The sequence below is a fragment of the Haladaptatus ordinarius genome (assembly GCF_054177595.1).
The window spans coordinates 1-26423 of the sequence record NZ_JBPEHH010000018.1 but is presented as its reverse complement, the minus strand read 5'-3'; the positions used below and the strand labels follow the sequence as shown (position 1 = coordinate 26423).

The following is a 26423-nucleotide window of genomic DNA, read 5'->3' as shown; positions in this document are numbered from 1 at the left end:
CCCCTCGACAGGAGTTTGGGAGACTCCCCACAGTAAATTTGTCATCTGTATTTCACTATCCCCGGTGTATGTCGATAACGGCGTGACATTTCGATCGTAGTCCGACGACGCAACACCGCGTAGCTTCGGGTATCCGTGCCCGTGACACTGAGCGGTGACCTGCGTTGTGACCACCACTCCGTCACGCCGTATGTTCCGACAGTTCACACACAGTTCCGACCGACAGTATCGCTCTACGCACTCCCCTCCGTCTCCGAGACGGCCAGCTCATCGGTTTTGCTGTGCGCTCTTTCCCACGGGTTTCCTCGGAGGTGGTCGTGGTGAACGAACTCCGCCGGGCGGTGCTAACGTACTACGCCTACCGCTGCATCTCCGCAATCAGATTTATCGGCCCGTTCCTGAACGTGTTCCTTGTTAATCGTGGAGTGACGTTCACCGACCTGGCTATCGGCAGTTCGATGATGGCCGCGGTGACCATCCTCGGCGAGGTACCCAGCGGATACGTCGGCGACCGTTTCGGTCGTCGGCGAAGTCTCCTGCTCAGCCAGACGCTGTTCGCAGTCGGCATCTCCTCGTGGGCGTTCGTGCGCTCGACGACGGCCGTCGTGGTCGTCTTCGGATTTGCCAGTGCCTTTCAATCGAGTATCACCGAGGCATGGCTGTACGATTCTCCCGTGGAGGCTGGCGAGGAAGGGCGGTACACCGAAATCGAGAGCCGTGGCTCCGCACTGCGTCTCTGGGTTTCTGCGATGACAATGGTCGCCGGCGGTCTCCTCTACGTCTTTCACCCGCTGATTCCATTTGCCTTTGCCGCCACACTCAGTTGGCTCGGCGTCGCCATCGTCGCGTCGCTGCCCGCGAATAGGAACTACCGGAACAGCGATGGTATCGGAGACGGTGGCGACACTCCCCTCACTCCCCGTCGTGCATTGACCGTGATTCGACGCTTCCTCGGGCGTCGTGATCTCCGCGTCGTCGTCGGTATCGTCGCTGTCTTCACCGAAGCCTCGTCCGCCGCGGGTGACTACCTCCAACCCGTGGTAGTCCGCGTCCTGCCGCAAACGACCGTAACCGTCGCAGGCGTTCCATTTCCGGAGTTCGTCGTCCTCGGTTGCCTCTACGCGACGTTCACCGCGTTGTCTGCGGCCGCCGTCGATAGGGCAGATACTCTCCGTGAGACGCTGGGGTCGACTGGCGCGTTGCTCGTGCTGGTCGGCATCGGTGGTGCTACGATGTTGCTTCCACTCGTCGGTATCTGGATGCTGAATGGTTCTCTCACCGTGGTCACGACACTCGTGGCTGTCGTCGGTTTCCGAACCTGTGGTGACGTCGCCCATCCGATTCACAGCACCTACCTGAACGACAGAGCGGACTCCGTTGGTCGGGCGACGAAGCTCAGTGCCGTCGCCTTCGTCGGGGCTGTCGTCCGTATTCCATTTCTGATAATCGGTGGACAAGTCGCGGATGCGATGACACCGGCGGTGGCGCTCGCTCTCGTGGGCGTCATCCCACTCGGTGTCTCACTCGGTATCGCCATCTCACACCGACCGCTCCTGACCACGGCGTCGTCGATAGCCACGTCCGACGATTGACGCGGTCGCATCTCTCTCGACGATGCACTGGACGAGTTGGTCGCCGAAGGTACGGTCGAAACCAGGGAGGCCGGTTCTGATGGCGAGACGAAGACGTACCATCGGCCCGTCACGTCCGAGACGTGAATCGTTTCGACGTAGCCATCGTCCTCAGACACGTCCACCCCAACCCTTTTACGCGAAAACGAGACTATCGACTGGTATGACGGTTCAGTACGACGGCCTGACGGTGGAGTGGTTCGGCTACGCGACGGTCCGACTCGAAACCGAAGACGGGTTCGTCGCGTACGTCGACCCCGGTCGGTACGGCGTCCTGACCGGCGAATGGAAACCGGACAGTCCGGATGCGGCCCACCCGAACCCGGTCGATTACCACGCACGGGACGGCGACGCCGTCTTCGTCACGCACGACCACCACTACGATTCCGACGGAATCGAACGCGTCGCCGGGGAGGACGCCACCGTCGTCGTCTACGAGGGAGTCGACGCTTCCGAAATCGACCGGGACGTGAAAGCAGTGGACGACCTCCCCTACGATGTCCGGCGAATCGGGGAAGAAGACCGCTGCACGGTCGGCCACTGTGAGGTCTGGTCGCTTCCGGCCTACAACGAATCGGACGGGCCCCACACGAACGCGAACGGCGAACCGTTCCATCCGAGAGGCTTCGGCGTCGGCTATCTGCTCTCGCTGGCTGGAACGACGGTCTTCTGGCCCGGCGACTCGGACGTACTGGAAGGGCATTCGGAACTCGAGGTGTCGCTCTTTCTCCCACCCATCGGCGGGAGTTTCACAATGGACAGACACGAAGCGGCGGAACTGGCAGCGGGGTTGAACCCGGGGCTCGTCCTGCCGATTCACTACGACACGTTCTCAGCGCTGGAAACCGATTCGGGTGCGTTCGCGACGGACGTCGCCAAACGGGGCGTCCCCGTCGTGTTGGACGAGCAGTGACGACGACGGTCGAACGTCGATAGCGAGGCGAGGTCCGTCGTCGGCCGAGAACCGTCATCCGTCTGCTGCGGTTCCAGTCGCTCGGAGAACGTATGGCATCAACAGGCCCTGTACGACGGTTCCGAAGACAGCGACGCCGAACACCATGGTTCGAAGCTCCGTCCGGAACGGTACCGCGGCGGGCGTACCCAGCACGAGCGCCACTGGGATGACGGTGTGGAGGCCGCCCCATATCAGAACGTGTTGATAGCTCATCGGAATCGAGTGTGGCCTGACGACGTTCAGCGCACCGAGGAGACCGTACACGACGACGGCACGGACGGTGACGACCAACACCAGTGCGACCGTGACGAGTTCGACGTTTGCAGCGAGATTCTCGATTCGGACGTTCGCGCCGATTAGCAAGAAGAGCAGCGTCGTAACCACGAAGGCAGCCGTATCCCACACGGCGTGCATGAACGCGACGTCCTCGGGGCGTTCGGTGTACTCCTCTCCCCGAATACCCATCAGTAGGCCAGCACCGACCGTCGCGAGGATTCCACTCACGCCCAGATAATACTCCGCGAGGAGGAAACTGCCGTACGCGACGGAGGCAGTCAACAGCACCGTCGCCATGCGCTCGTCTATCCACCACGTGAGCCGATGAGCCGCGTATCCCAGACCCATCCCGAGCAGTAACCCGCCGACACCGACGACGAGAAAATCGGTACCGAATCGCAAGACCGCCGCCGACAGGTCGGAAGACAGACTGGCCCCGGGCTGGTCGGCTCGCCACCACAGGTCGAGGACGATGGCGAAGAGCACGACCCCGACGCCATCGTTGAGGAGGCTCTCGGCCTCGACGATGTTCGAGAGTCGGTCCGGGGCACCCAGTTCCTCGAAGAGAGACAGGACCGCCGCCGGGTCGGTCGGCAAGACGATAACCGCGAAAAGCAGCGCGACGAACGGCGGTAGACCCGTCGCGAACGTCGTCGCCGGGGCGAGAAGAGCGACGGCGGCCGGGATGCCGACGACGACGAGAACGACGGGAACGATAGCCGAGTTTCGGAGCGCCCCCAAGTCCAGTTCGACCGCGCCCTGGAACAAGAGCGCCGGGAGCAACACGGCCATGATGGTGTCGTGTGACAGGACGAGCCCGACGTCGATACCGAAAAGCGAGATGAGAAATCCCGTCAACACGAGCACGGCGGAGTAAGAGACGTTAGAGAACTGGTTGACGACCAGGCGAACTCCCAGGGCGACGAGGAGAACGAAGAACAGCGAAACGATGTACTCGTCTACCGGTTGCATCCATCCTGACCGATGGCATTCGAGCGTAAAAAATCGTGGCCGGTTCAGATGATACCCATCTCACCGAGGCGGTCGGGGAGGTAAGTGTCGGTCACGAAGTCCAACCCATGCGAAGCGAGCGCCTGCTGTTCGGACTTCTTCTCGATGTCGAGTTGGAGTTCTATCTGCTCTCGCCAGTAGTCGGTCTGATAGCGTGGGTCCTCCAGTTCGCTTTCGAGTGCGTTCTTGTCCGAGTCCGAGAGGGGGTCCGTCGGAAGGTCGTACTCGACTATGTCTCCGGGTTGGATGCCGATGAACTGCGCGTCGGGCGTGGCGAGATAGTCGCTCAGATGCGCACTCTTGATAGAGCCGTAGGCGACCGACCCGTAGATGCGGTAACTCCACGGGTCACCGTCGGTGAACACCGTGACGGGAAGGTCGAGTTCCTCGTGGAGTCGCCGGGTGATACGTCGGGTCGCACGCGCTGGCTGCCCTTTCAGGTGGACGATGAGGGCGTTGTACTCCTCGTCGAAGCCGTTTTCGACGAGTCGGTCGCGCATACCACCGGTCTCCACACAGAGGATGAAATCCGTGTCGTGGTCGAGAAACTCGATGGTGTCCGGATTGTTCGGAATCTGGTAGCCACCTTCGCCGACGTCCTCCTGGCAGTGGATGTCACGTTCGCCCCGGCGAGTCTGTTCTCGGAGGTGAAGGGGGCCGATGATGGTCGCACCCGACTCCTCCGGGCGCATGTGGAAGTCCTCGCGGGTCACGTCCGAGACGATTTCCAGGTCCTCGATGAGCTGGTTCGACTCGTCCTGGTCGGAAAACTGCGCTTCCTTCGAGTCCCACGATTCCGAGAGGTAGTACAACTCACGGAGGGTCGAAGAGCGGTCTTCTTCGAGTTGGTTCGAGAGGAACTCGATGGTGTAAACGGCCTTCAGCAGTTTCCGTGCCCCACGGACGCTGTTCGCACTGCGGGTGCTCGTCCGGTCGCCGTACACCCAGACGCGTTCGTCTTCGTCGTACTCGATGTTGCTCTTCGTCCGCGTCGGGATGGACATGTGGGGAATCTCTCCCGCTGCGAACTGGTCGTAGAACTCTGCGGCGAGGTCGATGAGTTTTACCTGGGCTTCGGCGTCGATATCTGCGCTCATGTGTTGTTGGTCAGTCGTTCCGCTTCGATTCCTTCGACGGTCACGCTGTCGAACGATACGTCGTCAGCGACGGTGTACTCGAGTACGGCCTCCTCACCGCTCTCGACGGTCGGTTCCCACGTGACGAACCACTCGCCGTCCATCTCGACTGCGGACGCACCGTCCGAGAGATTCTCGGGTCTGGTCGCGACGATGTCGGTGAGTTTCGGCGATTCGTTCGTCGAGGAGTGGTTCTCGATGACGAGGCTGACGGTTCCGTCCTCGACTTCGCGTTCGACGAGCACGTTGTTCATTATGCGCGCCAGCGAGTCTTCGATGACGAGTTCCTCTCGGCCGGTCACTTCCGAGAGTTTGTGTGCCATCTCGGGGAGAATGGTGGCGATGACGCTCTGTTTTTTCTGGCGTTTCTTGAGCGATTGACGCTTCTTGAGGTACGATTTGAGTTCGCGTGCCGCCTCCCGAATCGCCAACTCTATCTCGTCTTCGATGGCCGGGACGTTGGCGATGGCGTCTTTCGACTCGCTCGTGAACGGAACGTTGGTGGACGCGACGTGAACCATGATGACGACCGGTCCGTTGGGGATTCCACGCCCGCCGGGTTGGTCGAGATTGTAGTTGCGCCAGCCGATGGACTTAATCACGTCCGTCGTCGCACAGGCCCCGCGCTGGTAGACGAGCGGAACACGGTTGGCGAATCGCAACACCTCCGCAGACCCCTCGGCGTCCAACTCGCCGCCGTAGGCGATTCCTGCTTCTACGATGAAGGGGTCGCCGCCGTGAACGTCCGCGTCGCGGGTCGCCGCCGCGTAGAAGTCGGCGTCGTACTCTTTGCGAAGTCCGGCTTCCACGAGTTCGGCGGTGATGGGCGAAAGACAGTTCGTCGGGGGAGCGATGATGTCGGTCACCGCCATCGCATCAAGCAGTTCGCTTGCAGTGTCGCGGTCGTCTGCGATGGCTTTCACCTTCGGTACGTCGTCGGGCACCGTCACCATCGACTCCCAGATGGCGTCGACGACGTTCTCACGGGCCGTCTCGCCGATGGTCGCGTCCGCGCGCTCTTCGGTCATGTCCGCCGCGCGCTCGACGTACTCAGTCAGGCGTTTTTCGGTCGCCCGGTCCGTACCCTCCTCGCCGTCGAACTTCGCTGCGATTCGTTCGGCGAGTGCGCGAACCGTCTCGTCGTCTTTCCGGGTGCTCGTCGCCTCGTCGACGAGTTCGTAGAGGTCGGACACTCGGTCGTCGGTGATGGCGTCCCACGCGGCCTCGAGTGCGTTCTCCTGTACCGTGTCGCCGAAGGACGTGCCGAACTCGTCTTCGACCTCCTCGGCGGTGACCGCGACGACCGCGCGCACCTGATGGTGCGAGATTCGGTCACTCTCTTCGATTTTTGCGGTGACGCGCTCGGCGAAGGCGGCGGTGGCGTCGGCACCCTTGTTCGCGACCGCCGCCTCGACGGCGGCGGCGATATCCGCTTCCTCGTGGGGTTGGGGCGGTCGCCACGCGGCCTCGCGCCCGAAGTGGCGGTCGCGGAAGTTCTCGATGACGTTCTCCGCCGTCTTCTTCCCGACGCGGGTGAACTCGGTCTGGAGGAAGCCCGAGACGCTGTGTGAGTCGGTCTGGGCGAGCATCTTCAGGAGGGTGCCGAGTTCGACGCCGTGTGGATGCGGGCGAATCTCCTCGGTCTCGGCGGGGAGGGCGGCACCCTCTGCGCGCTCGAAGACGAGTTCGTCGCCCGCTTCCATCCCCGGCTCTTCGAAGACGATCTTCGCGTGCGGATTGACGACCGCGGTGTGTTTGATGTACCGGAGGAGTTGCTGGCGGGCGCGCATGTTCGCTTCCATCTCCAGTTCGATTCGCGTCCCGTGCGTGCCGACGAGTTCGCGTCCGACTGGCGGGGTGTCGGATTCGGTCTGGATCTCCGGTTCGTTCTCGTCGGTGTCGATGATGAGTTCGAAGTAGCGCTGGCCGGTGGTTCCTTTCGGCTTGCTCGTTATTTTCGCGGGTTTCCCGCTGGTCAACTGCGAGTAGAGGACGGCGGCGGAGATACCGATACCCTGCTGTCCGCGGGACTGTTCGCGTTTGTGGAACCGAGAGCCGTAGAGCAGTTTCCCGAACACCTTCGGAATCTGCTCTCGTGTGATACCCGGCCCCTCGTCCTCGACGATGAGGCGATAGTAATCCCCGTTCTCCTCTATCTTGACGCGAACGAACGGTTTCAATCGGGCTTCTTCGGAGGCGTCGAGGGCGTTGTCGACGGCCTCCTTGACGGCGGTGACCAACCCCCTGGCACCGCTGTCGAACCCGAGCATGTGCTTGTTCTTCTCGAAGAACTCGGCGATGGAGATCTGTCGCTGGCTCTGGGCCAGTTCTTCGGCGATCCCCTCGTCGCCGAGCGTCGACTGCATCGAAGGCATTCTTCGGACGTATTTATCGCCGGGTAGGTTAAAACTGCCCCGATGGTGCGGAGTGAAAGTGAAAGTGGACGGACGAAGCGTCAAAATAGTCCGTCGGAGCCGATTCGATACGACGAGGGCGTTTAAATACTTTCGATGCGATAAGATAAAAACAAAGAGATGTCCTCCGACACCCGTCGCTCGTTTCTCCTCCGTCTTTCGGCCGTGGCCGCGGCCACGGTGGTGAGTGGCTGTATGGCACTCACGCCGGTCGATGCGACGATTAAATTCGCCATAATTCACAGGTGCGGAGGGAAAGCGGCGGTGTACATCAGTCGAGGAAACTCGTATCGAGATACGAGTTTCGAACCACCGAAAAAATGTGCCGCGTTCCTGCATCGTCTCGCTTCGATGAAACGTAGTTCGTCGCGTTCGCGGGGGTTCCTGTCTCTCTCTGGAGGATAGTTTTTTCTGTTCCGTGCGCGCGCGTGCGTGACCTTTATCAGTTGGGGGCGTCTACGATAAATCAGAATTTATGAGCGACGGAAATGAGTACGGAGCCGGGCAGATTCAGGTGCTCGAGGGGCTTCAGGCCGTTCGAAAGCGTCCGGCGATGTACATCGGTTCTACCGACACTCGCGGGTTACACCATCTCGTGTTCGAAGTCGTGGACAACTCCATCGACGAAGCACTCGCTGGCTACTGTGATACCATCGACGTGACGATTCACGAGGACGATTCTGTCAGCATCGTGGACGACGGTCGGGGCATCCCGGTCGATACCCACGAAGAGTACGACAGACCCGCACTGGAGGTCATCCTGACGGTCCTGCACGCCGGTGGGAAGTTCGACAACAAATCCTATCAGGTCTCCGGAGGCCTCCACGGCGTCGGCATCTCCGTGGTGAACGCCCTCTCCAAGCGCCTCGAAGTCCAGGTGAAACGCGACGGCGGGATCTGGCGACAGACCTTCGAGCGCGGCGAACCCGGCGGCGAGATGGAACGCGTCCGTGACCTGAACGCCGACGAGGAGAACGGAACCGAGATTCGATTCTGGCCCGACGACGACATCTTCGAAACGAGCGATTTCAACTACTCGACGCTGGAGAATCGTCTGCGAGAACTCGCGTTCCTCAACTCGGGCGTCGAAATCACGCTGGAGGACGAACGCGACGAGGAAAAGGGCGATTCGTTCTACTACGAGGGTGGCATCCGAGAGTTCGTCGAGTATCTGAACGAGACGAAGACGTCCCTCCACGACGAGGTCATCTACTTCGAAGACGAGGAGCAAAACATCCAGGTCGAAGTGGCGATGCAGGCCACCGACGAACTGCAGGGCTCGATTCACGCCTTCGCCAACAACATCAACACCCGCGAGGGTGGGACACACCTGACCGGGTTCAAAACAGCCCTCACGCGCGTCGTCAACGACTACGCGAACGACAACGACCTCCTCAGCGACATCGACGAGAACCTCCGGGGCGAGGACATCCGCGAGGGGTTGACTGCGGTCATCTCCATCAAACACCCCGACCCGCAGTTCGAAGGCCAGACGAAGACGAAACTCGGCAACAGCGAGGTCCGGGGCATCGTCGAGAGCGCGGTCCACGAAGGACTGTCGGTCTACTTCGAAGAGCACCCGAACACGGCACAGGCCATCATCCGAAAGGCAGTCGAGGCGGCCAAGGCTCGCAAAGCCGCGAAGAAGGCAGAGGAACTCACCCGCCGGAAGAGCGCACTCGAAACGAGTGCGCTCCCCGGCAAACTGGCGGACTGCCAGACGCGCGACCCGACCGAGTCGGAGTTGTTCGTCGTCGAGGGTGACTCCGCAGGTGGGTCGGCAAAACAGGCCCGCGACCGCAAGTTCCAGGCCATCCTCCCGCTGTTCGGGAAGGTGTTGAACGTCGAGAAACACCGCCTCGACCGCGTGCTCGAAAACGAGAAGATACGCGATTTCATCACCGCCATCGGGACAGGCGTCGGCGAGGAGTTCGACATCGAGGAGGCGCGCTACCACAAAATCATCATCATGACCGACGCCGACGTGGACGGTGCGCACATCCGGACGCTGTATCTCACGCTGCTCTACCGGTACATGAAACCGCTGCTGGAAGCGGGCTACGTCTACGCGGCCCAACCGCCGCTGTACCGCGTCCGCTATCGCGGCAAGACGTACGACGCGATGACCGAGGAAGAACGCGACCGCATCATCGAGAAGAAGTGTGACGGCAACCCCTCGCAGGTACAACGATTCAAGGGTCTCGGCGAGATGAACCCCGAGCAGTTGTGGGATACCACGATGAACCCGGAGAATCGCATCCTGAAACAGATTACCATCGAGGACGCCGCCGCAGCGGACAAGATGTTCTCGGTGCTGATGGGTGACGCCGTCGAACCGCGCAAACAGTTCATCCAGGACCACGCGACGGAAGCCGAGTGGGTCGATATATGAGTTCAGAGTCACCGGACGTACCCGACGAAGTTGCAGAGCGCGTCCAGACCGTCCGCGTCGAGGACGAGATGGAACAGAGCTACATCGACTACGCGATGTCCGTCATCGCGGGCCGCGCACTGCCGGACGTGCGCGACGGGCTGAAACCCGTCCATCGGCGCATCCTCTACGCGATGCACCGTTCCGGCGTGACGAGCGGTGCGGCCCACCGCAAGTCCTCGAACATCGTCGGGGACACGATGGGTGATTTCCACCCCCACGGCGACCAGTCGATATACGACGCCCTCGCCCGGATGGCCCAGTCGTTCTCGATGCGCTACCCGCTCATCGACGGGCAGGGGAACTTCGGCAGCGTCGACGGCGACCCACCGGCCGCGATGCGGTACACGGAGGCCCGGATGGCACCCATCGCGGAGGAACTGCTGGCCGACATCGAGATGGACACGGTTGAGTTCCACTCCAACTACGACGACCGTTTGCAGGAACCCGAAGTCCTGCCCGCCTCCGTGCCGAACCTCCTGGTCAACGGGTCGTCGGGAATCGCGGTCGGGATGTCTACCAACATCCCGCCGCACAACCTCGGCGAGGTCATCGACGCCACCGTCGAACTCATCGACACTCCCGACGCGACGGTAGAGGACCTGATGGAACACGTCAAGGGCCCCGACTTCCCGACCGGCGCGAACATCGTCGGGCGAAACGACATCCACCAGGCGTACAAGACCGGCCGGGGGCGACTCCGGGTGCGTGCGGAGTACGAGGTGGAAGACGATCGCATCGTCATCACCGAACTGCCCTTCCAGACGAACAAAGCGCGACTCATCGAGCGTGTCGCCAATCTCGTCAACGACGGTACCATCGACGGCATTCGCGACCTGCGCGACGAGTCCGACCGCGACGGGATTCGCGTCGTGGTCGAACTGAAGCAAAACGCCATCCCGGAGGTCGTCGAGAACCAACTGCTCGACCACCATCTCGAACGAACCTTCGGCATCATCTCGCTCGCGCTGGTCGACGGCCAGCCGAAAGTGCTGACGCTGAAAGAACTGCTCCAGCACTATCTCGACCACCGACGAGAGGTCGTCCGACGCCGGAGCGAGTTCGAACTCGGCGAGGCCGAAGAACGCGCACACATCCTCGAAGGGCGACTGCGCGCGCTCGACAACATCGACGACGTGGTCGAACTCATCCGCGGTTCGGACGACCGCGATGGCGCACGGACGGGCTTGCAGGAGACGTTCGATTTCTCCGAGAAGCAGGCCGAACACATCGTTCGGATGCAACTCGGCAGTCTCACCTCGCTCGAATCCGAGGAGATCGAATCGGAGTACGAGGAGGTCACGGCGCGCATCGAGCGCCTCGAAACCATCCTCGGCGACGAATCGGAACTGCTCGCCGTCATCAAAGACGAGCTGCTGGAGATGAAAGACGAGTACGCCGACGACCGCCGGACCAAAATCGTCGAGGACACCTCGGAGGTCACGCGCGAGGACCTCATCGCCGAGGAGGACGTGTTCGTCGTCGTCACCGAACAGGACTACGTCAAACGGATGCCCATCGACCGGTTCGACGCGCAGGGTCGCGGCGGCAAGGGTATCATCGGCGCTGACGTGAAAGAAGACGACCGCGTCTCGAAGGTGTTCCGTGCGAACACTCACGACTACCTGCTCTGTTTCACGAACCACGGGCAGGTCTATCGGCTGAAGACCTACGAGATACCGGAGATGTCGCGTACTGCCCGGGGCAAATCCGCCATCAACCTCCTCGATCTGGACAGGGGCGAGGAACTCACCGCCGTCATCACGACGGACGAGTTCGCCGAGGACGAGAGTCTGAGCATGGTCACTCGGCAGGGCTACGTCAAACGGACCGCGGCGAAAGAGTTCGAGAACATCCTCTCGACGGGAATCATCGCGGCGCGACTCGAAGACGGCGACGAACTCGTGGACGTGAAAGTCACCGACGGAACGAAAGACCTCGTCGTCGCCACGAAAAACGGGATGACCATCCGGTTCGACGAGACGGAAGCCCGCGAGATGGGGCGCAGTGCACGCGGTGTTCACGGCATCCGACTCGAAGGCAACGACGAAGTCGTCGGGATGGTCGCCGCCGATAGCGAGTCGCGCGACCTGCTCACCGTCACCCGACGGGGGTACGGCAAGCGAACGCCCCTCTCGAAGTATCGGTCACAGTCGCGCAACGGGAAAGGACTCATCGACATCAAGACCGGCGACCGAAACGGCTCGGTCACGTCGATCAAGAACGTCACCGAGGACGACCACCTCGTCATCATGAGCGAACGCGGCCAGATCATGCGCATCCGTGCGGCAGACATCTCGGAAGTCGGTCGCAACACGATGGGTGTGACGGTGATGGACGTCGCAGCGGACGACCAGGTGGCGAGCGTTGACGTGATTCCCGCGTCGTCCACCGACAAGTAACCGCGTTTTCTCTTTCGTCGCACGGCTTTCGAAATGCGAATCGCGCGAATCTGCCCACGAGCTACTGCCGGCAATCAGCCGGTGACACAACCACCAGAAATCAGCCGGTGACACAACCACCAGAAATCAGCCGGTGACACAACCACCAGAAATCAGCCGGTGACACAACCACCAGAAACCAGCCGGTGACACAACCACCAGCGGCTAGCTCGCCCACCGGGAAATCTCCGATTTCCGGGCCAAGGAACCCCCGAAGGAGTGTAGCGACTGAGGGGGTTACGCCGTGCTTTTGGTCGAGCTTTTACAGGGAATGCGAGACGGCAAAGCCGTCTCGTTCCGGCACGGGCATAGCCCGTGAAGGAGACGGCCAGCCCGTCAAGGAGACGGCCAGCGCCCGCGTCGCGGCGACGCGGGCGCTGGCCCTCAACCGTCGTAAAAGGTCGTGGTTAAAGAATCGATTTCCCGAGCGCGCTGGCGGCCAGTTCGGTCGCCAGCTCTGCAGTTTCGTTGTGCTCGTCCAGGATGGGGTTCACTTCCACGAGTTCGAGCGAACGCAGGACGTCGTCGCGTTCGTCGCGCTTGGCCACGGTTTCGAGCGCGGAGTGGGCCTCGCGGTAGGTGACACCGCCGCGAACCGGCGTCCCGACGCCGGGGGCTTCCTTGGGGTCGAGCCAGTCCAGATCGAGGCTGACGTGGATGCCGTCCACGCCGTCGGTGGCGATATCGAGGGCCTCCTCGACGACGTCGTTGATACCGTGTTCGTCGATGTCGGACATCGTGTAGGCGGTCACCTCGCTTTCGCGGATGGCCTCGCGTTCGGCCTCGTCGATGCTCCGCAGACCGACGAGGACGACGTTCTCCTCGCGGAGTCGTGGGGCGTTGGCCCACTCGGTGTCGAGGAAATCGTCGATGCCGAGCGCCCCGGCGAGTGGCATCCCGTGGACGTTCCCGCTCGGGGAGGTCTGCGGGGTGTTGAAGTCACCGTGCGCGTCGAACCAGACGGCCCCGATGTCTGCGTCGCGGGCCGACCCGCGCAGCGACCCCATAGCGATGGAGTGGTCGCCGCCGAGGACGAGCGGGAAGGCGTCGTCGGCGAGCGCCCCCGCCACTTCGTCGGCGAGGCGGGAACAGGCGTCAGCCGTCTCGCGCAGGAACTTCGCTTTCCCCTCGGCGGGTTCGTCGGTCTCCGGGTCGCGCTCTTCCGCGCGCGGAACGAGCAAGTCTCCGGTGTCGATGGCGGTGACCCCTGCGTCGGCGAGGTCGTCGGCCAGTCCGGCGTATCGAAGTGCCGACGGCCCCATGTCCACTCCGCGTCGGTTCGCACCGTAGTCGACCGGTGCCCCGATTATCTGAACTGTCTTGACCATACGACCGAAGACGAGTCGAAGGGGTTTCAAAACCTCCCTTTCGAAGACGGAGTACGAACTTAAAGGTCCACGACGCTCGTTGTATCGCACCGCGATTCTCCTTCGATATTCGTCGCATTTAAGGAAATCTATTCCTTATATTCGGGTAATGTCGAGCATTGAGTTGACGCCGAGCCAGAAAACGATTCTGACGGCACTCGTAAATCTCCACCGAGAGACTGAAGACGCGGTCAAAGGCGAGGACATCGCCGAAGAAGTCGACCGCAACCCCGGAACGATTAGAAACCAGATGCAGAGTCTCAAAGCCCTCCAACTCGTCGAAGGCGTTCCCGGTCCGAAGGGTGGGTACAAACCGACCGCAACCGCATTCGAAGCGCTCGACATCCACCAGTTGGACAGCGCCGCCCAGGTGCCGCTGTTTCACAACGGCGAACGGGTCGAGGTCGGCAACGTCGAAGAAATCGACCTCACGAGCGTCCATCACCCGGAACTCTGTCGCGCCGAGATTCACCTTCGCGGTTCGGTCCGGGACATCCACGAAGGTGACGAGATTACCGTCGGTCCGACCCCACTCTCGAAACTCGTCGTCGAGGGCCTCGTGGACGGCAAAGACGACACCCAGAACATCGTCATCCTGAAGATAACGGACATGGAAGCGCCGACCGAAGAGCCCGAACACTGACCGTCACGCCGTCAGATCGTTTCGCCTCGAACCCTCGTTCTCTTTTTCCGTTCTCGACCTCGTTTCGGAAGGTATTATCGACGGACGCCCCTAGCGCCGGTGATGAACCGCCGAACTGCGATAACCTACGCCGCTCGGTCGGTCGCCGTACTCTGGGTCGTCGGCGTCCTTTCGGGCCACGCGCTGGCGCACGGGGGGAGTCTGCGAGGGTCCTCGGAGTCACTGTCGGTTCCACTCTGGTTGTTCTTGCTCACCGGCGGGGGTGCCGTGAGTGCGTCGTTTCTCCTCGCCAGTTTCGTCACCGACCGGTCGCTCATCCGTGCGATTCACGGGTGGCGGCGGTTCACCTCGCTGTCTGCGAACAGACTCGTCACTGTCGTCCGCGTCGCTGGCGTCCTCGCACTCGTCGGAATCGTCGTCGGAGGGCTGTTCGGCCCGACAGTCGCTCGGCAAAACGTCGCCATCCTCGTCGTCTGGGTGGGGTGGTGGGCCGGCTACACGGCGACGGTGTACCTCGTCGGAAACACGTGGCCCACCTTGAATCCGTGGCGGACGCTGGCCGAGGGGGTCGACTCGGTCGTTCCAACACCCGACGTCGACTATCCGGAGCGATTGGGTGCGTGGCCGAGCGTCGTCGGACTGCTAGCGCTCGTCTGGCTGGAAGTGGTCAGTCCCCTCGCCGACGACGCGAGGTTGCTGGTCGGCGTGATTCTGGTCTACTCCGTCGTGACGCTCGCCGGTACCACGACGTTCGGCACCGACCGCTGGTTCGCGACCGTCGACCCGGTCGCACGCGTGTTCCGTTACTACGGACGAGTCGCCCCGATTCGACGAACCGAGTCCGGGTTCGAACTGCAGTTGCCCGGTGCGCGGCTGACCGAGACGAAACTGGTGACGGGGCGAGACGAAGTCGCGTTCGTCGTCGCAATCCTCTGGGTGACGACGTACGACGGGTTCGTCGTGACCGACCTCTGGGGCACCATCGCGAGCGCTGGCGTCGGTGTCGGGCTACCGCCGCGCCTGGTGTATCTCGTGGCACTGCTCGGTGGCTACGCACTCTTCCTCGGGGTCTACTGGGCGGCGGCACGGTTCGTCCGTGAAATCGGGGATACCTACCTCACCCCCGGTGAAATCGCTCGCCGGTTCGCGCCGTCCCTGCTTCCAATCGCCGCGGGCTACCACCTCGCCCACTATCTGAACTACTTCCTCTCGCTGTCGCCGACCCTGCTCGGTGTGCTCGCGAATCCCGCGAACCCTCCGCAGGCGACGATACTCGTTCTCCCGTCGTTTTTCGGCGGTCTGAACATGGCGTTCGTCCTGCTCGGCCACCTGCTCGCGGTGTGGGTAGCCCACGCGACGGCCTACAGCGTGTTTCCGAGCAGACTGCAAGCGGTGCGGAGTCAGTACCCGCTCGTCGGCGTGATGATTCTCTACACGATGACGAGCATGTGGATCGTCTCGCAACCGACTCTCGCCAGCCTTCCGGAACTATGACACTCGATACCGACGTCCCGACCGACGAATCGCCCGTCACGTGCGCGTACTGCGGACAACCGTTCCGACGCGACGAGTATCTCGTTCTCCATCGAGGGCTGGAACACGGCGACGACCTGTCGGAAGCGGAGGTCGCTGCGTTCCACGAGGCCTACGAGGACGAGACGGAAGAACTGCGGCTGTTCCGCCTCAAGGCGCTCGCGCTCCTCGTATTCCTGTATTTTGGATTCCTCTTTACGTACTCCATCGTGACGTGAGACGGGGAGTCTGGATGGAGTATCGACCCGTTCGATAAGTCTACGTACGTCGCGAGCGTCCCGAACTGCATGATTTCGATTCGCTCCGCCACCGAAGCCGACGCAGCGGCCATTCTCGACCTCCACGTCGCGTCCATCCAAGCGTTCGGACCGGAGTCCTACCACGACGAGCAGGTAGACGCGTGGGCGACGAAACCGGACGGGAGCGAACCGTACCGCAAGTCGGTGCGAGACGATGCGGTCTACATCGCCGTCGCGGAAATCGACGGAGAACTCGCGGGGTTCGGTCGCGTCGACTTCGACACCGAGACGGTCGACGCCGTGTACGTCCACCCGCACTACGCCCGGCGAGGGGTGGGTGCCCGATTGCTCTCCCATCTCGAAGCGCGAGGGAGGGAGGAAGGACTCGATTCGCTATCTCTCTACGCGTCACTGAACGCGGTCGAGTTCTACGACCAGGCCGGATACGAACGAGTCGCGACCGTCGAACACGAGACGACCGGCGGCGTCGAACTGGCGTGCGTGGAGATGACGCGAGACCTGTAGTCGGGGATAACCGAAAACTTCTGTGACAGGCGATTTCTGGGCGGAAACCAAAAGACACGAAACCCTCGGGCGTCTCGACTCTCGTATGAGCAATTACCTCGTTGCGATGGAGGCGGCCTGGTTGGTACGAGACGTCGGCGACATCGACGACGCCATCGGCGTCGCGGTCAGCGAAGCCGGAAAACGCCTGAATCAGAAGAACATGGACTACGTCGAGGTGGAAGTCGGCGCGACGGGGTGTCCCGCCTGCGGCGAACCTTTCGACTCGGCGTTCATCGCGGCCCACACCGCGCTCGTCGGCCTCGTCCTCGAGATGAAGGTGTTCAACGCGGACAGCGAAGAGCACGCCCAGCGCATCGCGAAGAGTGAGGTCGGTGGCGCACTCCGCGACGTGCCGCTCTCCGTGGTCGAAACCATCCAGTACGACGAAGACGAGGAGATTGACTTCGGCGACGCCTGAAGAGTCGAACGATTTATGACATAACCGCTGGTTATTTCTCGTATGGAACTCCCGACACCGCAAGACCTCAGGGAACGACGGACCGACCTGAGTCTCACGCAGAGCGAACTCGCCAATCGAGCGGGCGTCTCACAGCCGCTCATCGCCCGAATCGAGGGTGGCGACGTGGACCCGCGGCTCTCGACGCTCCGACGAATCGTCAACGCCTTAGAAGAGTCCGAGGGCGACATCGTACGCGCCGACGACCTGATGCACGAAGACGTCGTCCACGTCGCGCCGACCGACCCGGTGAGCGCGGCGGTACAGAAGATGCAGGAAGCGGGCTACTCCCAACTGGCAGTCATCAAGCAGGGCGTCCCGGTCGGCTCGATTAGCGAGAGCGACCTCGTCCACGTCGATTCGGACGCCCGCGACGAACCGGTTCGCGACTACATGAGCGAGAGTTTCCCGACCGTCTCGAAGTCGGCGACACTGGACGAAATCAGCAATCTGCTCGACCACTACAAAGCGGTGATGGTCACCGAAGAAGGCGAGACGGTCGGCATCGTGACCGAGGCAGACATCGCAGCACGGTTGTCGTAAGGTCACCGTTCGAATCGACGGAGACCGGGGTGTCGGTGCGTGTCTGGACGAGCGAACCCGCGAGCATCGGGCGTTCGTTCGTCGGTCGGGAGTCGCGTTCGGGTGAGAAAAACTGATACTTTTCACGAACGTCGCAGATAGTTAACACTCAGAGCTAATATGCTATGTGTTGGCATTCGTCACGAGGTCGAAATAATGGCTACGAACTGGCATCTGGAGGGAGATTTCGTCGAAGCCTGCAACTGTGACGTGACGTGTCAGTGCATCTGGCTGGAACCCCCCGACGACGAGGTCTGTCGGGCGTCACTGGTCTGGGACATCGAGAACGGAGAGTACGGTGACACCGACTTGAGTGGGCTATCGGTGGGGATGTTGATACACACCGAGGAAGGGGTCATGTTCGGCCCGGACACTGGATGGCACGTCGTGCTCATCGTCGACGACGAGGCAGACGACGAACAGAGGGCCGCCCTCGAAGACATCTACTTCGGGCGAGCGGGCGGTATCTGGGGGCCGGTCGCCGACACCCACTTCGAGACGACCGAGGTCACGACCGCTCCCTTCAGCTTCGAACGGGACGAATCGGAGTTTTCGGTCTCGGTGGGGGACGCCGTCGCGATGGAGACGGTCGGGAAGGTCGGTTTCAACGACGAGGTCGGGATGATATCGCCATACCCGCTGACGAAGAGTCTCGAAGCCAAGACGGGCAAATCGACGACTGCGACCGTCGCCCACGACGACGACTTTTCCTGGGACGTCGGGGGGAACAATTCGTACTTCTGTGAATTCGAGTTGGCGAACGGCTGAGTCACAGAGTGACCGTCTCTGACGTGGATCGAACCGGACGTCGTCTTCCACTCGTCGACCATGCACCGACCCGAACCACTCCGTCGAATCCTCACGGCACGCGAAACGACAGTCGTCGCGGCGGGAGTGTATCTGCTCGCAGTCGTCGCGTGGCTCGCCATGATCGGCCGGTGGCTACCGATGCCGGAACGGTCGGGAGCGATGGACATGGCCGACCCCGGGGTACCGGAGGCGATGGCGACGACGAACGGTGCGACAGGCTGGGTTCTCTACGTGGCGATGTGGGCGGTGATGATGGTCGCGATGATGTACCCCTCGTCGGTGCCGCTCGTCCGACTGTACTACCGCACGCTCGATGGGATTCCCGCTCGGACGAAACTCTCCCGACTCGGTGCCTTTCTCGGGACCTACACCCTCGTCTGGACGGCGACCGGCCTCGTTCCACTCGTCGCCAATCACCTCGTGCCGCTTACGGCAATCACAAGCAGTGGCGTCCTCCTCGCCGGAACGCTCCTCTTTCTGTCGGTGTATCAGCTGTCGCCGTACAAAGACCGCTGTCTCGAACACTGTCGCTCACCGCTGGGATTTCTGATGCAACATCGTCGACCGGGTGCCCGAGGCGCGGCACGAATGGGATTCGACCACGGCCTGTTCTGTCTCGGTTGTTGCTGGGCGCTGTTCGCGTTCATGGTCGTCGTCGGGACGATGAACCTCGTCTGGATGGCCCTCATCACCGTCGTCCTCTCGCTCGAACGAACGGTCTCGTGGGGTGGTATCCTCTCGAAAGGCGTCGGTGTGCTGTCGGGTGTGAGCGGTTTCGCGCTCCTCGTCTGGACCCTCGTGTGAGGACGGTGGACGGGGACGTGTGGTCCAGTTACTCCAGGCTCAGTCCGCGAATCGCCACGCTCTCGCCGTCTTCCACGGTGCCGATGATTCGACCGTCCGTCTTTTCGACCAGACTCTCGGCGTCGTCTCTCGGCAGTGCCACGACGAATCCGGTTCCCATGTTGAAGGTGCGGTGCATCTCCTCGTCGGAGACGTTGCCCTCCTCCTGTACGAACTCGAAAATCGGTTGGGCAGGGAAGGGGTCGGTTACCTCGTAGTGGTAATCGCCCATCCGCAGGAGATTCGTCCAGCCGCCGCCGGTCACGTGCGCGGCAGCGTGGATGTCGCGCGTGCGGAGTTCCGGAAGGAGATAGGTGTAGAGGCGCGTCGGTTCGAGCAACTGCTCGCCGACCGTGCCCTCGCCGTGTGGGAACGAATCGCCGTACTCGTGATTTTTGGTGGCGGCTTTCCGGGCCAGCGTCAGGCCGTTCGAGTGGATGCCACTGGATTCGAAGCCGACGAGCACGTCGCCGACCTCGGCCTCGCCGGGGAAGATGGCGTCCTTCGGTGCGAGTCCGGCACAGGCCCCCGCGAGGTCGAGGCCGGTGATGACCTCCGGCATGACGGCGGTTTCACCACCGACGAGGGCCACTCCGGCCTCCTCTGCACCCGCGGCCAGTCCGTCGCCGACCTGTTCGGAGAACTCCTCACTCGGTTCGTCCACGGCGAGATAGTCCACGAACGCGACCGGTTCGACCCCGCTGGCGACGAGGTCGTTGGCGTTCATGGCGATACAGTCGATGCCGACCGTGGAATAATCGCCCAGTGCCTCCGCGACGAGCAGTTTCGTCCCGACGCCGTCGGTCGCCAGCGCGAGATACTGGTCGCCGATGTCGAGCAAGCCCGCGTAGTCTGTCGTGTTGTCGATGTCAGCGACCGCGCCGACGAGCGCCGCCGTTGCCGCCTCGCTCGCGTCGATGTCCACCCCTGCGTCAGCGTAGGTGAGTTCCTCCTCCTCGCTCATGGTCGAACGCGCGCACCGGGCGAGTAAAGATGTGCCGTTCTCAGAATCGGGGGAACGGCATGAACAACAGCGCGTACACCGCGAGCAGGAGGAAGGGGACGAACGTGAGGAGGAACGCCGTGGTGCTCCAGCTTTGCACCTTCTTCCCGTCGAGAGGCCCCCACGGAAGCATGTTGAACCCCGCGAGCAGGAAGTTTATCTGCACGCCGAGGTGGCCGAGGAGATTGACGAACGAGTCACCGGGTGCGAACAGCCAAATCGGGAAAAAGAGCGCACCGAGTGCGACGTTCGTCACCGGTCCCGCTAGCGCGATGAGACCGTTCTCGCGTTCCGTCACCATCCCGCGGTGGTACACCGCACCGGGCGCGGCGAACAGAAAGCCAGCGAGTGCGCTGACGATGGCGATAAACAGCATGCCGTAGTCCGCGCGGAACTCCGCTATCTGGCCGAATCGAATCGCCGTCACCTTGTGCGCGAGTTCGTGCAGGAGAAACCCGACCCCCGCCGTGAGTAACGAGATACCGAACGCCCTGAGGAACGTGCCGGAGACGCCGCCACCAGGTTGAATCGACGACTGCACGAAACCCGGCTGGAGAAACAGGGTGAACGCGACGCCGAGGGCGAGCCACGCCACCAACAGGTCCCGAATCTCGCGCCCGCTGAAACGAACGTTCACGTCAACGCCTCCCAGATGATGTCCGCGCTGTTCCGTGCCCCCTCTATCATCAACCGCGTGATTTCCTCAGGACCTCCGATTTCAGGCCCGAGGAACGGCAGTACGACGAAGGGAAAGAGAAACGTCGCGATCATGCTCCCGAGGTTCGTCATGGCGACAACTGCGATGAGTCGAAAGAGCGGCACGTCGAGCATTCGGGACAGGATGTCCGAGAGTGGACTCTGTTCGTCTTTCATTATCTCGTTTAGTTTGCCGATGTCGCCGATGTTGACCTGCGTGTATTTCAACTCGACGTACCCGGCGAACCAGCCGGGTGCGAGGAGAGGATTGATGCTCGTCAGCCACGCAATGGCCCCGCCGACGAGCGCGGAGAGCCAGTGTGCGCCCGCCAGTTTCGCCATCGAGAAGGCGAAGATACCGTTGAACAGGAACCACGCCGCGAACACTTCGAGGAGGAAGGTTCGCCGCACGCCGGCCATAAACAGCAGGACGAAGAAGGCGAAGAACCCGACGGTCACCAGGTACCCGAACGCCTTGAAAAGCGAGAAGCGCCGTCCTTTCTCCGTCCCGACCAGCGACGCCATGGGCGGCAGACTGCTCGGGTTGGCGAGGTAGTTTTCGATTCCTGCCCGATGGCCCGCACCGACGACCGCGACGACGTTGTGTCCTGCTTCACGGAGTTCGACGAGTCGGTGAGCGATGAACGCATCGCGTTCGTCGATGAGCGCTTCTGCCCCGCCGGGAGAGAAGCGACGGAACTCCTCCATCATGGCCGTAATCACGTCGCCGTCGGTCAGGTCTTCGACGTCGAACTCTTCGTCGAACTCCTCCTCTTCGACGCCCGTGCCGAGGTAGGCACTACCGATCAGTCCGAGGAGGAGTCCGCCGCCCACGCCGACGGCGAGGGCCGTGAACACCCGCAGCGAGACCGCTCCGATGGATTCGAGCGTCGCGACGTCGACGACTGCCACGGACCCCACGCCGGCCGCGAGACCGACGACGACGCCGAAGACGAGTCCGCCGCCGAGCGCGATGTCGTACCGTCTCGTCGCGCCGAGTGAGACGGCGAACGCACCGAGTGCGAGTCCGGCGAACGCACCGCCTGCGAGGCCGCCGACGAGTTGGAACGTGCCCGCACCCGCACCGAGGGTGAGCGCTTCGTTCAGTCCGAGGATGGGTGCGACGAAGATGCCGAACAACATCGCGAAGAAGACCCCTATCGTGGCACCCCCGACGAGTCCGAGGGTGAGCGGGTCGGTTACGCCCAGCGCGAGACTGCCGACCATCCTGAACTTCTCTCGCAACGTCATCCGCGCCCAGAATCGCTGAATCGTCATCTGGATGTCGCGGTCGACCAGCGCCACCTCACTGCCCGTCTTCTCCGCCACCTCGATGGCGGCTTTCATGTCCGCGCCGGGTTCGATGTCGAACTCTTCGCCCATGCGTGCTTGCACGTACGAGAGCATCCAGTAGGCGAGAAACTGAAAGACGGTGTTACCGTGAAGCAGGTCGGACGGTTCGAGGTCGTCTGCCATTTCGCCCTGCATCTGCTTGTATCGGCCCTCGTCGAGTTCGACCGCGACCACGTCGGGTCGCTCCTCTTCGACGGCCGATTCGACGCGCTCGACGCTCTTCTCCGAGACGTGGGCGGTCCCGACGACTCGTACGTTCCCCTCGCCGCCTCCGGACGGCGGCGGGTCCTGGTCGGTCATCACTCTCGTTACTCACCCTCCGTTTTTACCGTTATCGGTGACGAGACACGTTTCTACCCGTTCTACTCGAATCGGGGGGGTTCGGGGACGTGAGAGACGTCGCTCGCAGCTCCACTCGCCGCCGTAGGACCGCGAAGGCTTACTACTCACGGTGGCCCTGTCCCTCGTCGACGTCTCTAGCTGTGCTCTCTACCTCACCAGAAAATTCGCTCCACGGGCAATCGGGCTACTTCACGGAGCGGACGATGACGCGGCCGTGGCTCTGTACTTCGATTTCGTGGTCGTCCACGACGAAGGAGATAGACCTGGTGAGTGGTCTGAGTTGGCCGTTTTCTCGCGGGCCGAAGATAGATTCGAGGGCGTCCACGTCGAAGACGTGGTGGAGGGGCGGAATGTCTTCCGGAGGTCGTCCGGTCGCTGACGCGAGCGTTTCGACAATAGTGTGGACGAGCGTCATCTCGCCACCCCACGAGTACTGTGCCGACGCGGCTGGTTCGGGCGTATCTACTATCACTGTTCGGTCACTCTCATAATCACTAGGTCGAGAAACCCGACCATCCGCTTGTGGCTTCAACTATTGCGCTTGTAAATACGAAACAGAACCGGGCAATATTAACACGTCGTCCGGTAGATACTGTCGAGGGCTGACAGATACTCGTCGGGAACCGTGTCCATTTCGACCGACTCTCGCGTTCTGTTCCACGTGATCAGACCCGAATCGGCCAGCATCGGAAGGTGGACGTGGCGAAGGAGGAGCTGGGTCTGGTCGTCGTCACCTTCGATGCGAGCGGTGAGGGTGCGCAGCGATACCGGTTCGTCCTCGGCCCGCAGTGTTACCAGCGTTTCACGGCGGTACCTGTCCGCGAGTACCGTAAAGAGTGTGTCAGGGTCGGCAGCGGTGGAACCGTTCCACCGACTCGCGTCGGTTTCGTTCTCGATAGGGCTATCGTGTTGCACGTACCATATCATCTTCCGGCCGGTATTGAACGAGAGGGCTAATCAATTAGCCTCGCGGGTGTCGTCGAAGAGCGCCGAGAGAACGATGGCTTCGGCGAGTCTGAGATGCTTGTGCAGCGTCGGTGCCGAGATGTCGAGCGACGTCGCCAGTTCTTCACCCGTCGTCTCGCGCGGCCACTCGAAGTAACCCGCTCGATACGCGGCCCTGAGGACGTTTCGCTGGCGATCGGTCAATCGCTGGTCGAGCGTGTCACGGAACTGTCCGCGCGTCTCGACGGAGCGTTTGACGGTTTTGCGAGAGACCAGTTCGGTCGTCTCGAAGACGCCCGCCATCGCGTCTACCACCTCGCGGACGGACTCGGTCTCCGGGAGGTCGATGAGAACGTGACCGACGCCATCGTCCGACACTGCAGACCTGACGACGCCACCGTAGTCTGCCAGCGTCGTAAACGCGGACGACTCCTCGTAGTGGAGTTCCAGTAGACACTCGTCTTCGCCCTCCCGAACGACACGAAGGTGTGTTACGCTCGGAGACTCGGCAGTGGCTTCGACGATGCGTGCTGGGTCGGCCGCGCTAACCGAGAGGTACAGGAGGAGCAGGCCGTCCGAACGGAAAACGGCGTCCTCGAACCGTATCGTACAGTCTTCTCGTCCGGAAAGCGCAGTGAAAAAGTGGTCGTCGTCCTCTAGCCGAAACTCCAGTTCGACCACCCGTTCTGCGACGAGCGCCTGTCTGCTTTTCACCGCAGCGAACGCGTGACCCACCATCTCACCCAGTTCCGACAACACAGTTCGCTCGGATTCGTCGAACGCGTACGGTCGGTCCGAGTAGACCGCGAGCACGCCGTACACCGTCTCGTCGTGAATCAGCGGAACGGTCGCCATCGATTGAAATCCACATTCGGACGCCGGGCCGCTCCAGTCGTAGTCTCCACGTTCGATGTCCTGGACGACGTACGCCGTCTTGGTTCGGGCCGCCGTCGCTCCGGGCCCGGCGGAGATATCGAAATTCGCCTGCTGGACGAGTTCGACGTACTCGTCGTCGATTCCGGCCCACGTCTTTACGTCCAACTCCCGAAACTGGGGGTCGAACGTTGCGACCAGAGAAAACCGATACGGGTCGGCGTTCGCGAGACGGTTACAGACCGCCTGTTCGATTTCGTCGGTGGTTTCTGCCCGGACGACGGCACGGTCGATGCTCCGAATGACGGTGTTGATACGACGCAAACGCTCCAGTTCGTCGCGTTGTGCTTTTCGTTCCGCGTCTCGTTTCTCTCTGGACGACACGTCGCGGGCGACACCGACCGTCCCGACGAAATCACCGTCCTCCCGAACGACCGAGAAACGGAGTTCGCACGGAACCGATTTTCCGTCGGCCGTTCGAATCGATAGCTCGGTCGTTCGAACGTCCTCCGGCCCAGTCGCCAGCAGTTCCCCGATTTCGGCTTCGACGCGAGCAGCGTCGTCTTCGGCGACGACGAGCGTGACGTGTGCCCCCAGCAGTTCCTCGCGGTCGTATCCCGTCACTGCCACCACGGCGTCGTTGACCGAAACGAAGTGCCCCGTCGTATCGAGTTGATAGACGCCGTCCCCGACCGTCGAAGCGACCCTCTCGTCCGGTACCAATCCGGTCTCCCGCTCCCGACTCATCGAGAGGAGACAGTCGTCCGACGACGATAACTCTGGCGCGGCGCTCGAACTGGGACGAACTAAATACGGTGACCGTCAACCTCGGACTATGCCAGCCACCTCGACGTTGATGGACTCGTACACCGAGATGACCGAAATCCTCCTGCCGAACGACACGAACAACCTCGGACGAGCACTCGGGGGTGCGGTGCTCCACTGGATGGACATCTGCGGGGCCATCGCAGCGATGCGATTTTCGAACCAGCAGTGTGTCACCGCGTCGATGGACCACGTCGATTTCATCTCGCCGATCGACCTCGGCGAGGTGGCTATCGTCGAGGCCTTCGTCTTCGACACCGGTCGGACGAGCATCGACGTGAAGGTGAACGTTCGCGCCGAAGACCCCAAAGAGGGCGAAGAGAGGGAAACGACCACCTCGTTTTTCACCTTCGTCGCACTGGACGAGTCGGGAACCCCGACCCCCGTGCCGGACCTGGTGTGTCCCGACGAGAACCAGGAGTCGCTCCGTGATTCGGCACGAACGGAGCGCATCGAGCAACTCCGCGCCGTGGCCGAGCGAATCGATTGACTGCGGTAGGATTCGACTCGTTCCCGATACAGCGACTTAGCGCTGTGGGCCACCTGGCGTCGTGAATCGTCTCACCACGTTCGACAACTGCCGACATCCTTCCTGGTCACTTCCCTCATCGAAAACGACCCGTCTCCGGAGACGAATACCGGGAAACCGTATTCTGTCGTCCAATGTTCGCCCGGTGAAAAAACGGTGAACCGCCGATTATCGTTCTGGTTCAGACGACGGTCGTCTCGTCTTCTTCGTTGGCTTCGTTGCTCTGCTCGTTGTCGTCCGCGCTCTGGCTCTGGTAGTTCTCGTTCGACGCGCTCGCGGCACCGACCTGTGCGTTGACATTCGACTGCTTGTTCTCTTGGTCGGCTTTAGCCTTGCCGTCGACCGATTTCTTCGTCGTCTCCGTCGTCGTGGTCTCTTTCGGCGTGGTCTTTTTCACCTTCGTCTCTTTCGGCGTGGTCTTTTTCACCTTCGTCTCTTTCGGCGTGGTCTTTTTCACCTTCGTCTCTTTCGGCGTGGTCTTTTTCACCTTCGTCTCTTTCGGCGTGGTCTTTTTCACCTTC

24 protein-coding genes are annotated in these 26423 nt (G+C 62.0%); 13 read left to right on the top strand and 11 right to left on the bottom strand.

Annotated elements, in window-relative coordinates; translation table 11 throughout:
• The first annotated feature begins 320 nt into the window (after positions 1 to 320).
• Together ACR3FF_RS08650 and ACR3FF_RS08645 are read left to right on the top strand one after the other, a co-directional pair.
• Entirely contained in the window at positions 321 to 1592 is a 1272-nt protein-coding gene (locus tag ACR3FF_RS08650) for an MFS transporter (protein WP_458187594.1), read from the top strand.
• A gap of 202 nt (positions 1593 to 1794) precedes the next feature.
• On the top strand, positions 1795 to 2544 hold the full coding sequence (locus ACR3FF_RS08645; protein ID WP_458187593.1) for an MBL fold metallo-hydrolase: 750 nt from the start codon (positions 1795 to 1797) through the stop codon (positions 2542 to 2544).
• 54 nt (positions 2545 to 2598) lie between these two features.
• Here the strand turns inward: ACR3FF_RS08645 and ACR3FF_RS08640 are convergent, their stop codons facing one another.
• The 3 genes from ACR3FF_RS08640 to ACR3FF_RS08630 are packed head-to-tail and all read right to left on the bottom strand — an operon-like array spanning position 2599 to position 7384.
• On the bottom strand, positions 2599 to 3834 hold the full coding sequence (locus ACR3FF_RS08640; RefSeq protein ID WP_458187592.1) for a cation:proton antiporter: 1236 nt from the start codon (positions 3832 to 3834) through the stop codon (positions 2599 to 2601).
• A gap of 44 nt (positions 3835 to 3878) precedes the next feature.
• Entirely contained in the window at positions 3879 to 4970 is a 1092-nt protein-coding gene (locus ACR3FF_RS08635) for a DNA topoisomerase IV subunit A (protein ID WP_458187591.1), read from the bottom strand.
• On the bottom strand, positions 4967 to 7384 hold the full coding sequence (locus tag ACR3FF_RS08630) for a DNA topoisomerase VI subunit B (protein ID WP_458187590.1): 2418 nt from the start codon (positions 7382 to 7384) through the stop codon (positions 4967 to 4969). Before ACR3FF_RS08630 ends, ACR3FF_RS08635 begins: the two co-directional genes overlap by 4 nt.
• Before the next feature lie 514 nt (positions 7385 to 7898).
• Here ACR3FF_RS08630 and gyrB point away from each other — a divergent pair.
• Both gyrB and gyrA read left to right on the top strand, forming a co-directional pair.
• Positions 7899 to 9815: a DNA topoisomerase (ATP-hydrolyzing) subunit B gene (gene gyrB, locus ACR3FF_RS08625; RefSeq protein WP_458187589.1), complete on the top strand. Its 1917-nt coding sequence runs from the start codon at positions 7899 to 7901 to the stop codon at positions 9813 to 9815.
• Positions 9812 to 12256 carry a DNA gyrase subunit A gene (gene gyrA, locus ACR3FF_RS08620; RefSeq protein WP_458187588.1) on the top strand — a complete coding sequence of 815 codons (2445 nt, stop codon included), beginning with the start codon at positions 9812 to 9814 and terminating at the stop codon, positions 12254 to 12256. The genes gyrB and gyrA overlap by 4 nt, the downstream gene beginning before the upstream one ends.
• A gap of 446 nt (positions 12257 to 12702) precedes the next feature.
• Here the strand turns inward: gyrA and rocF are convergent, their stop codons facing one another.
• Complete coding sequence (gene rocF, locus ACR3FF_RS08615) at positions 12703 to 13623, bottom strand: arginase (RefSeq protein WP_458187587.1); 921 nt, start codon at positions 13621 to 13623, stop codon at positions 12703 to 12705.
• Between the two features lie 148 nt (positions 13624 to 13771).
• Between rocF and ACR3FF_RS08610 the strand changes: the two genes are divergently transcribed.
• The 8 genes from ACR3FF_RS08610 (at position 13772) to ACR3FF_RS08575 (ending at position 19297) form a co-directional block, all read left to right on the top strand.
• A complete protein-coding gene (locus tag ACR3FF_RS08610; RefSeq protein WP_458187586.1) occupies positions 13772 to 14305 on the top strand; it encodes an Rrf2 family transcriptional regulator in 534 nt (177 codons plus the stop codon).
• Positions 14306 to 14407: 102 nt separating this feature from the next.
• On the top strand, positions 14408 to 15799 hold the full coding sequence (locus tag ACR3FF_RS08605; RefSeq protein ID WP_458187585.1) for a hypothetical protein: 1392 nt from the start codon (positions 14408 to 14410) through the stop codon (positions 15797 to 15799).
• Complete coding sequence (locus tag ACR3FF_RS08600) at positions 15796 to 16056, top strand: DUF7410 domain-containing protein (RefSeq protein WP_458187584.1); 261 nt, start codon at positions 15796 to 15798, stop codon at positions 16054 to 16056. Before ACR3FF_RS08605 ends, ACR3FF_RS08600 begins: the two co-directional genes overlap by 4 nt.
• Before the next feature lie 69 nt (positions 16057 to 16125).
• On the top strand, positions 16126 to 16602 hold the full coding sequence (locus tag ACR3FF_RS08595) for a GNAT family N-acetyltransferase (protein WP_458187583.1): 477 nt from the start codon (positions 16126 to 16128) through the stop codon (positions 16600 to 16602).
• A gap of 85 nt (positions 16603 to 16687) precedes the next feature.
• Complete coding sequence (locus ACR3FF_RS08590) at positions 16688 to 17062, top strand: DUF555 domain-containing protein (RefSeq protein ID WP_458187582.1); 375 nt, start codon at positions 16688 to 16690, stop codon at positions 17060 to 17062.
• A gap of 42 nt (positions 17063 to 17104) precedes the next feature.
• Positions 17105 to 17644: a CBS domain-containing protein gene (locus tag ACR3FF_RS08585; RefSeq protein WP_458187581.1), complete on the top strand. Its 540-nt coding sequence runs from the start codon at positions 17105 to 17107 to the stop codon at positions 17642 to 17644.
• A 195-nt stretch (positions 17645 to 17839) separates the two neighbouring features.
• Entirely contained in the window at positions 17840 to 18451 is a 612-nt protein-coding gene (locus ACR3FF_RS08580; RefSeq protein ID WP_458187580.1) for a DUF1326 domain-containing protein, read from the top strand.
• A gap of 60 nt (positions 18452 to 18511) precedes the next feature.
• Positions 18512 to 19297 (top strand): DUF2182 domain-containing protein, encoded by a 786-nt coding sequence (locus ACR3FF_RS08575; protein ID WP_458187579.1) that lies wholly within the window; start codon positions 18512 to 18514, stop codon positions 19295 to 19297.
• 28 nt (positions 19298 to 19325) lie between these two features.
• On the opposite strand, the gene purM is transcribed toward ACR3FF_RS08575, so the two are convergent.
• The 6 genes from purM to ACR3FF_RS08545 all read right to left on the bottom strand — a co-directional run bounded on the left by purM (position 19326) and on the right by ACR3FF_RS08545 (position 25295).
• Entirely contained in the window at positions 19326 to 20300 is a 975-nt protein-coding gene (gene purM, locus ACR3FF_RS08570; RefSeq protein WP_458187578.1) for a phosphoribosylformylglycinamidine cyclo-ligase, read from the bottom strand.
• A 40-nt stretch (positions 20301 to 20340) separates the two neighbouring features.
• Entirely contained in the window at positions 20341 to 20976 is a 636-nt protein-coding gene (locus ACR3FF_RS08565) for a zinc metalloprotease (RefSeq protein WP_458187577.1), read from the bottom strand.
• Positions 20973 to 22688, bottom strand: coding sequence for a TraB/GumN family protein (locus ACR3FF_RS08560; protein WP_458187576.1), 1716 nt, complete (start codon positions 22686 to 22688; stop codon positions 20973 to 20975). Before ACR3FF_RS08560 ends, ACR3FF_RS08565 begins: the two co-directional genes overlap by 4 nt.
• Positions 22689 to 22914: 226 nt before the next feature.
• The gene (locus ACR3FF_RS08555) at positions 22915 to 23202 is read right to left on the bottom strand and encodes a HalOD1 output domain-containing protein (RefSeq protein WP_458187575.1); all 288 of its coding nucleotides are present in this window, start codon (positions 23200 to 23202) and stop codon (positions 22915 to 22917) included.
• 98 nt (positions 23203 to 23300) lie between these two features.
• A complete protein-coding gene (locus ACR3FF_RS08550) occupies positions 23301 to 23645 on the bottom strand; it encodes a DUF7344 domain-containing protein (RefSeq protein ID WP_458187574.1) in 345 nt (114 codons plus the stop codon).
• A 42-nt stretch (positions 23646 to 23687) separates the two neighbouring features.
• A complete protein-coding gene (locus ACR3FF_RS08545) occupies positions 23688 to 25295 on the bottom strand; it encodes a bacterio-opsin activator domain-containing protein (protein ID WP_458187573.1) in 1608 nt (535 codons plus the stop codon).
• An 88-nt stretch (positions 25296 to 25383) separates the two neighbouring features.
• Between ACR3FF_RS08545 and ACR3FF_RS08540 the strand changes: the two genes are divergently transcribed.
• On the top strand, positions 25384 to 25863 hold the full coding sequence (locus tag ACR3FF_RS08540) for an acyl-CoA thioesterase (RefSeq protein WP_458187572.1): 480 nt from the start codon (positions 25384 to 25386) through the stop codon (positions 25861 to 25863).
• A gap of 220 nt (positions 25864 to 26083) precedes the next feature.
• Here the strand turns inward: ACR3FF_RS08540 and ACR3FF_RS08535 are convergent.
• A partial coding sequence (locus ACR3FF_RS08535) for a hypothetical protein (protein WP_458187571.1) occupies positions 26084 to 26423 on the bottom strand: 340 nt, incomplete at its 5' end.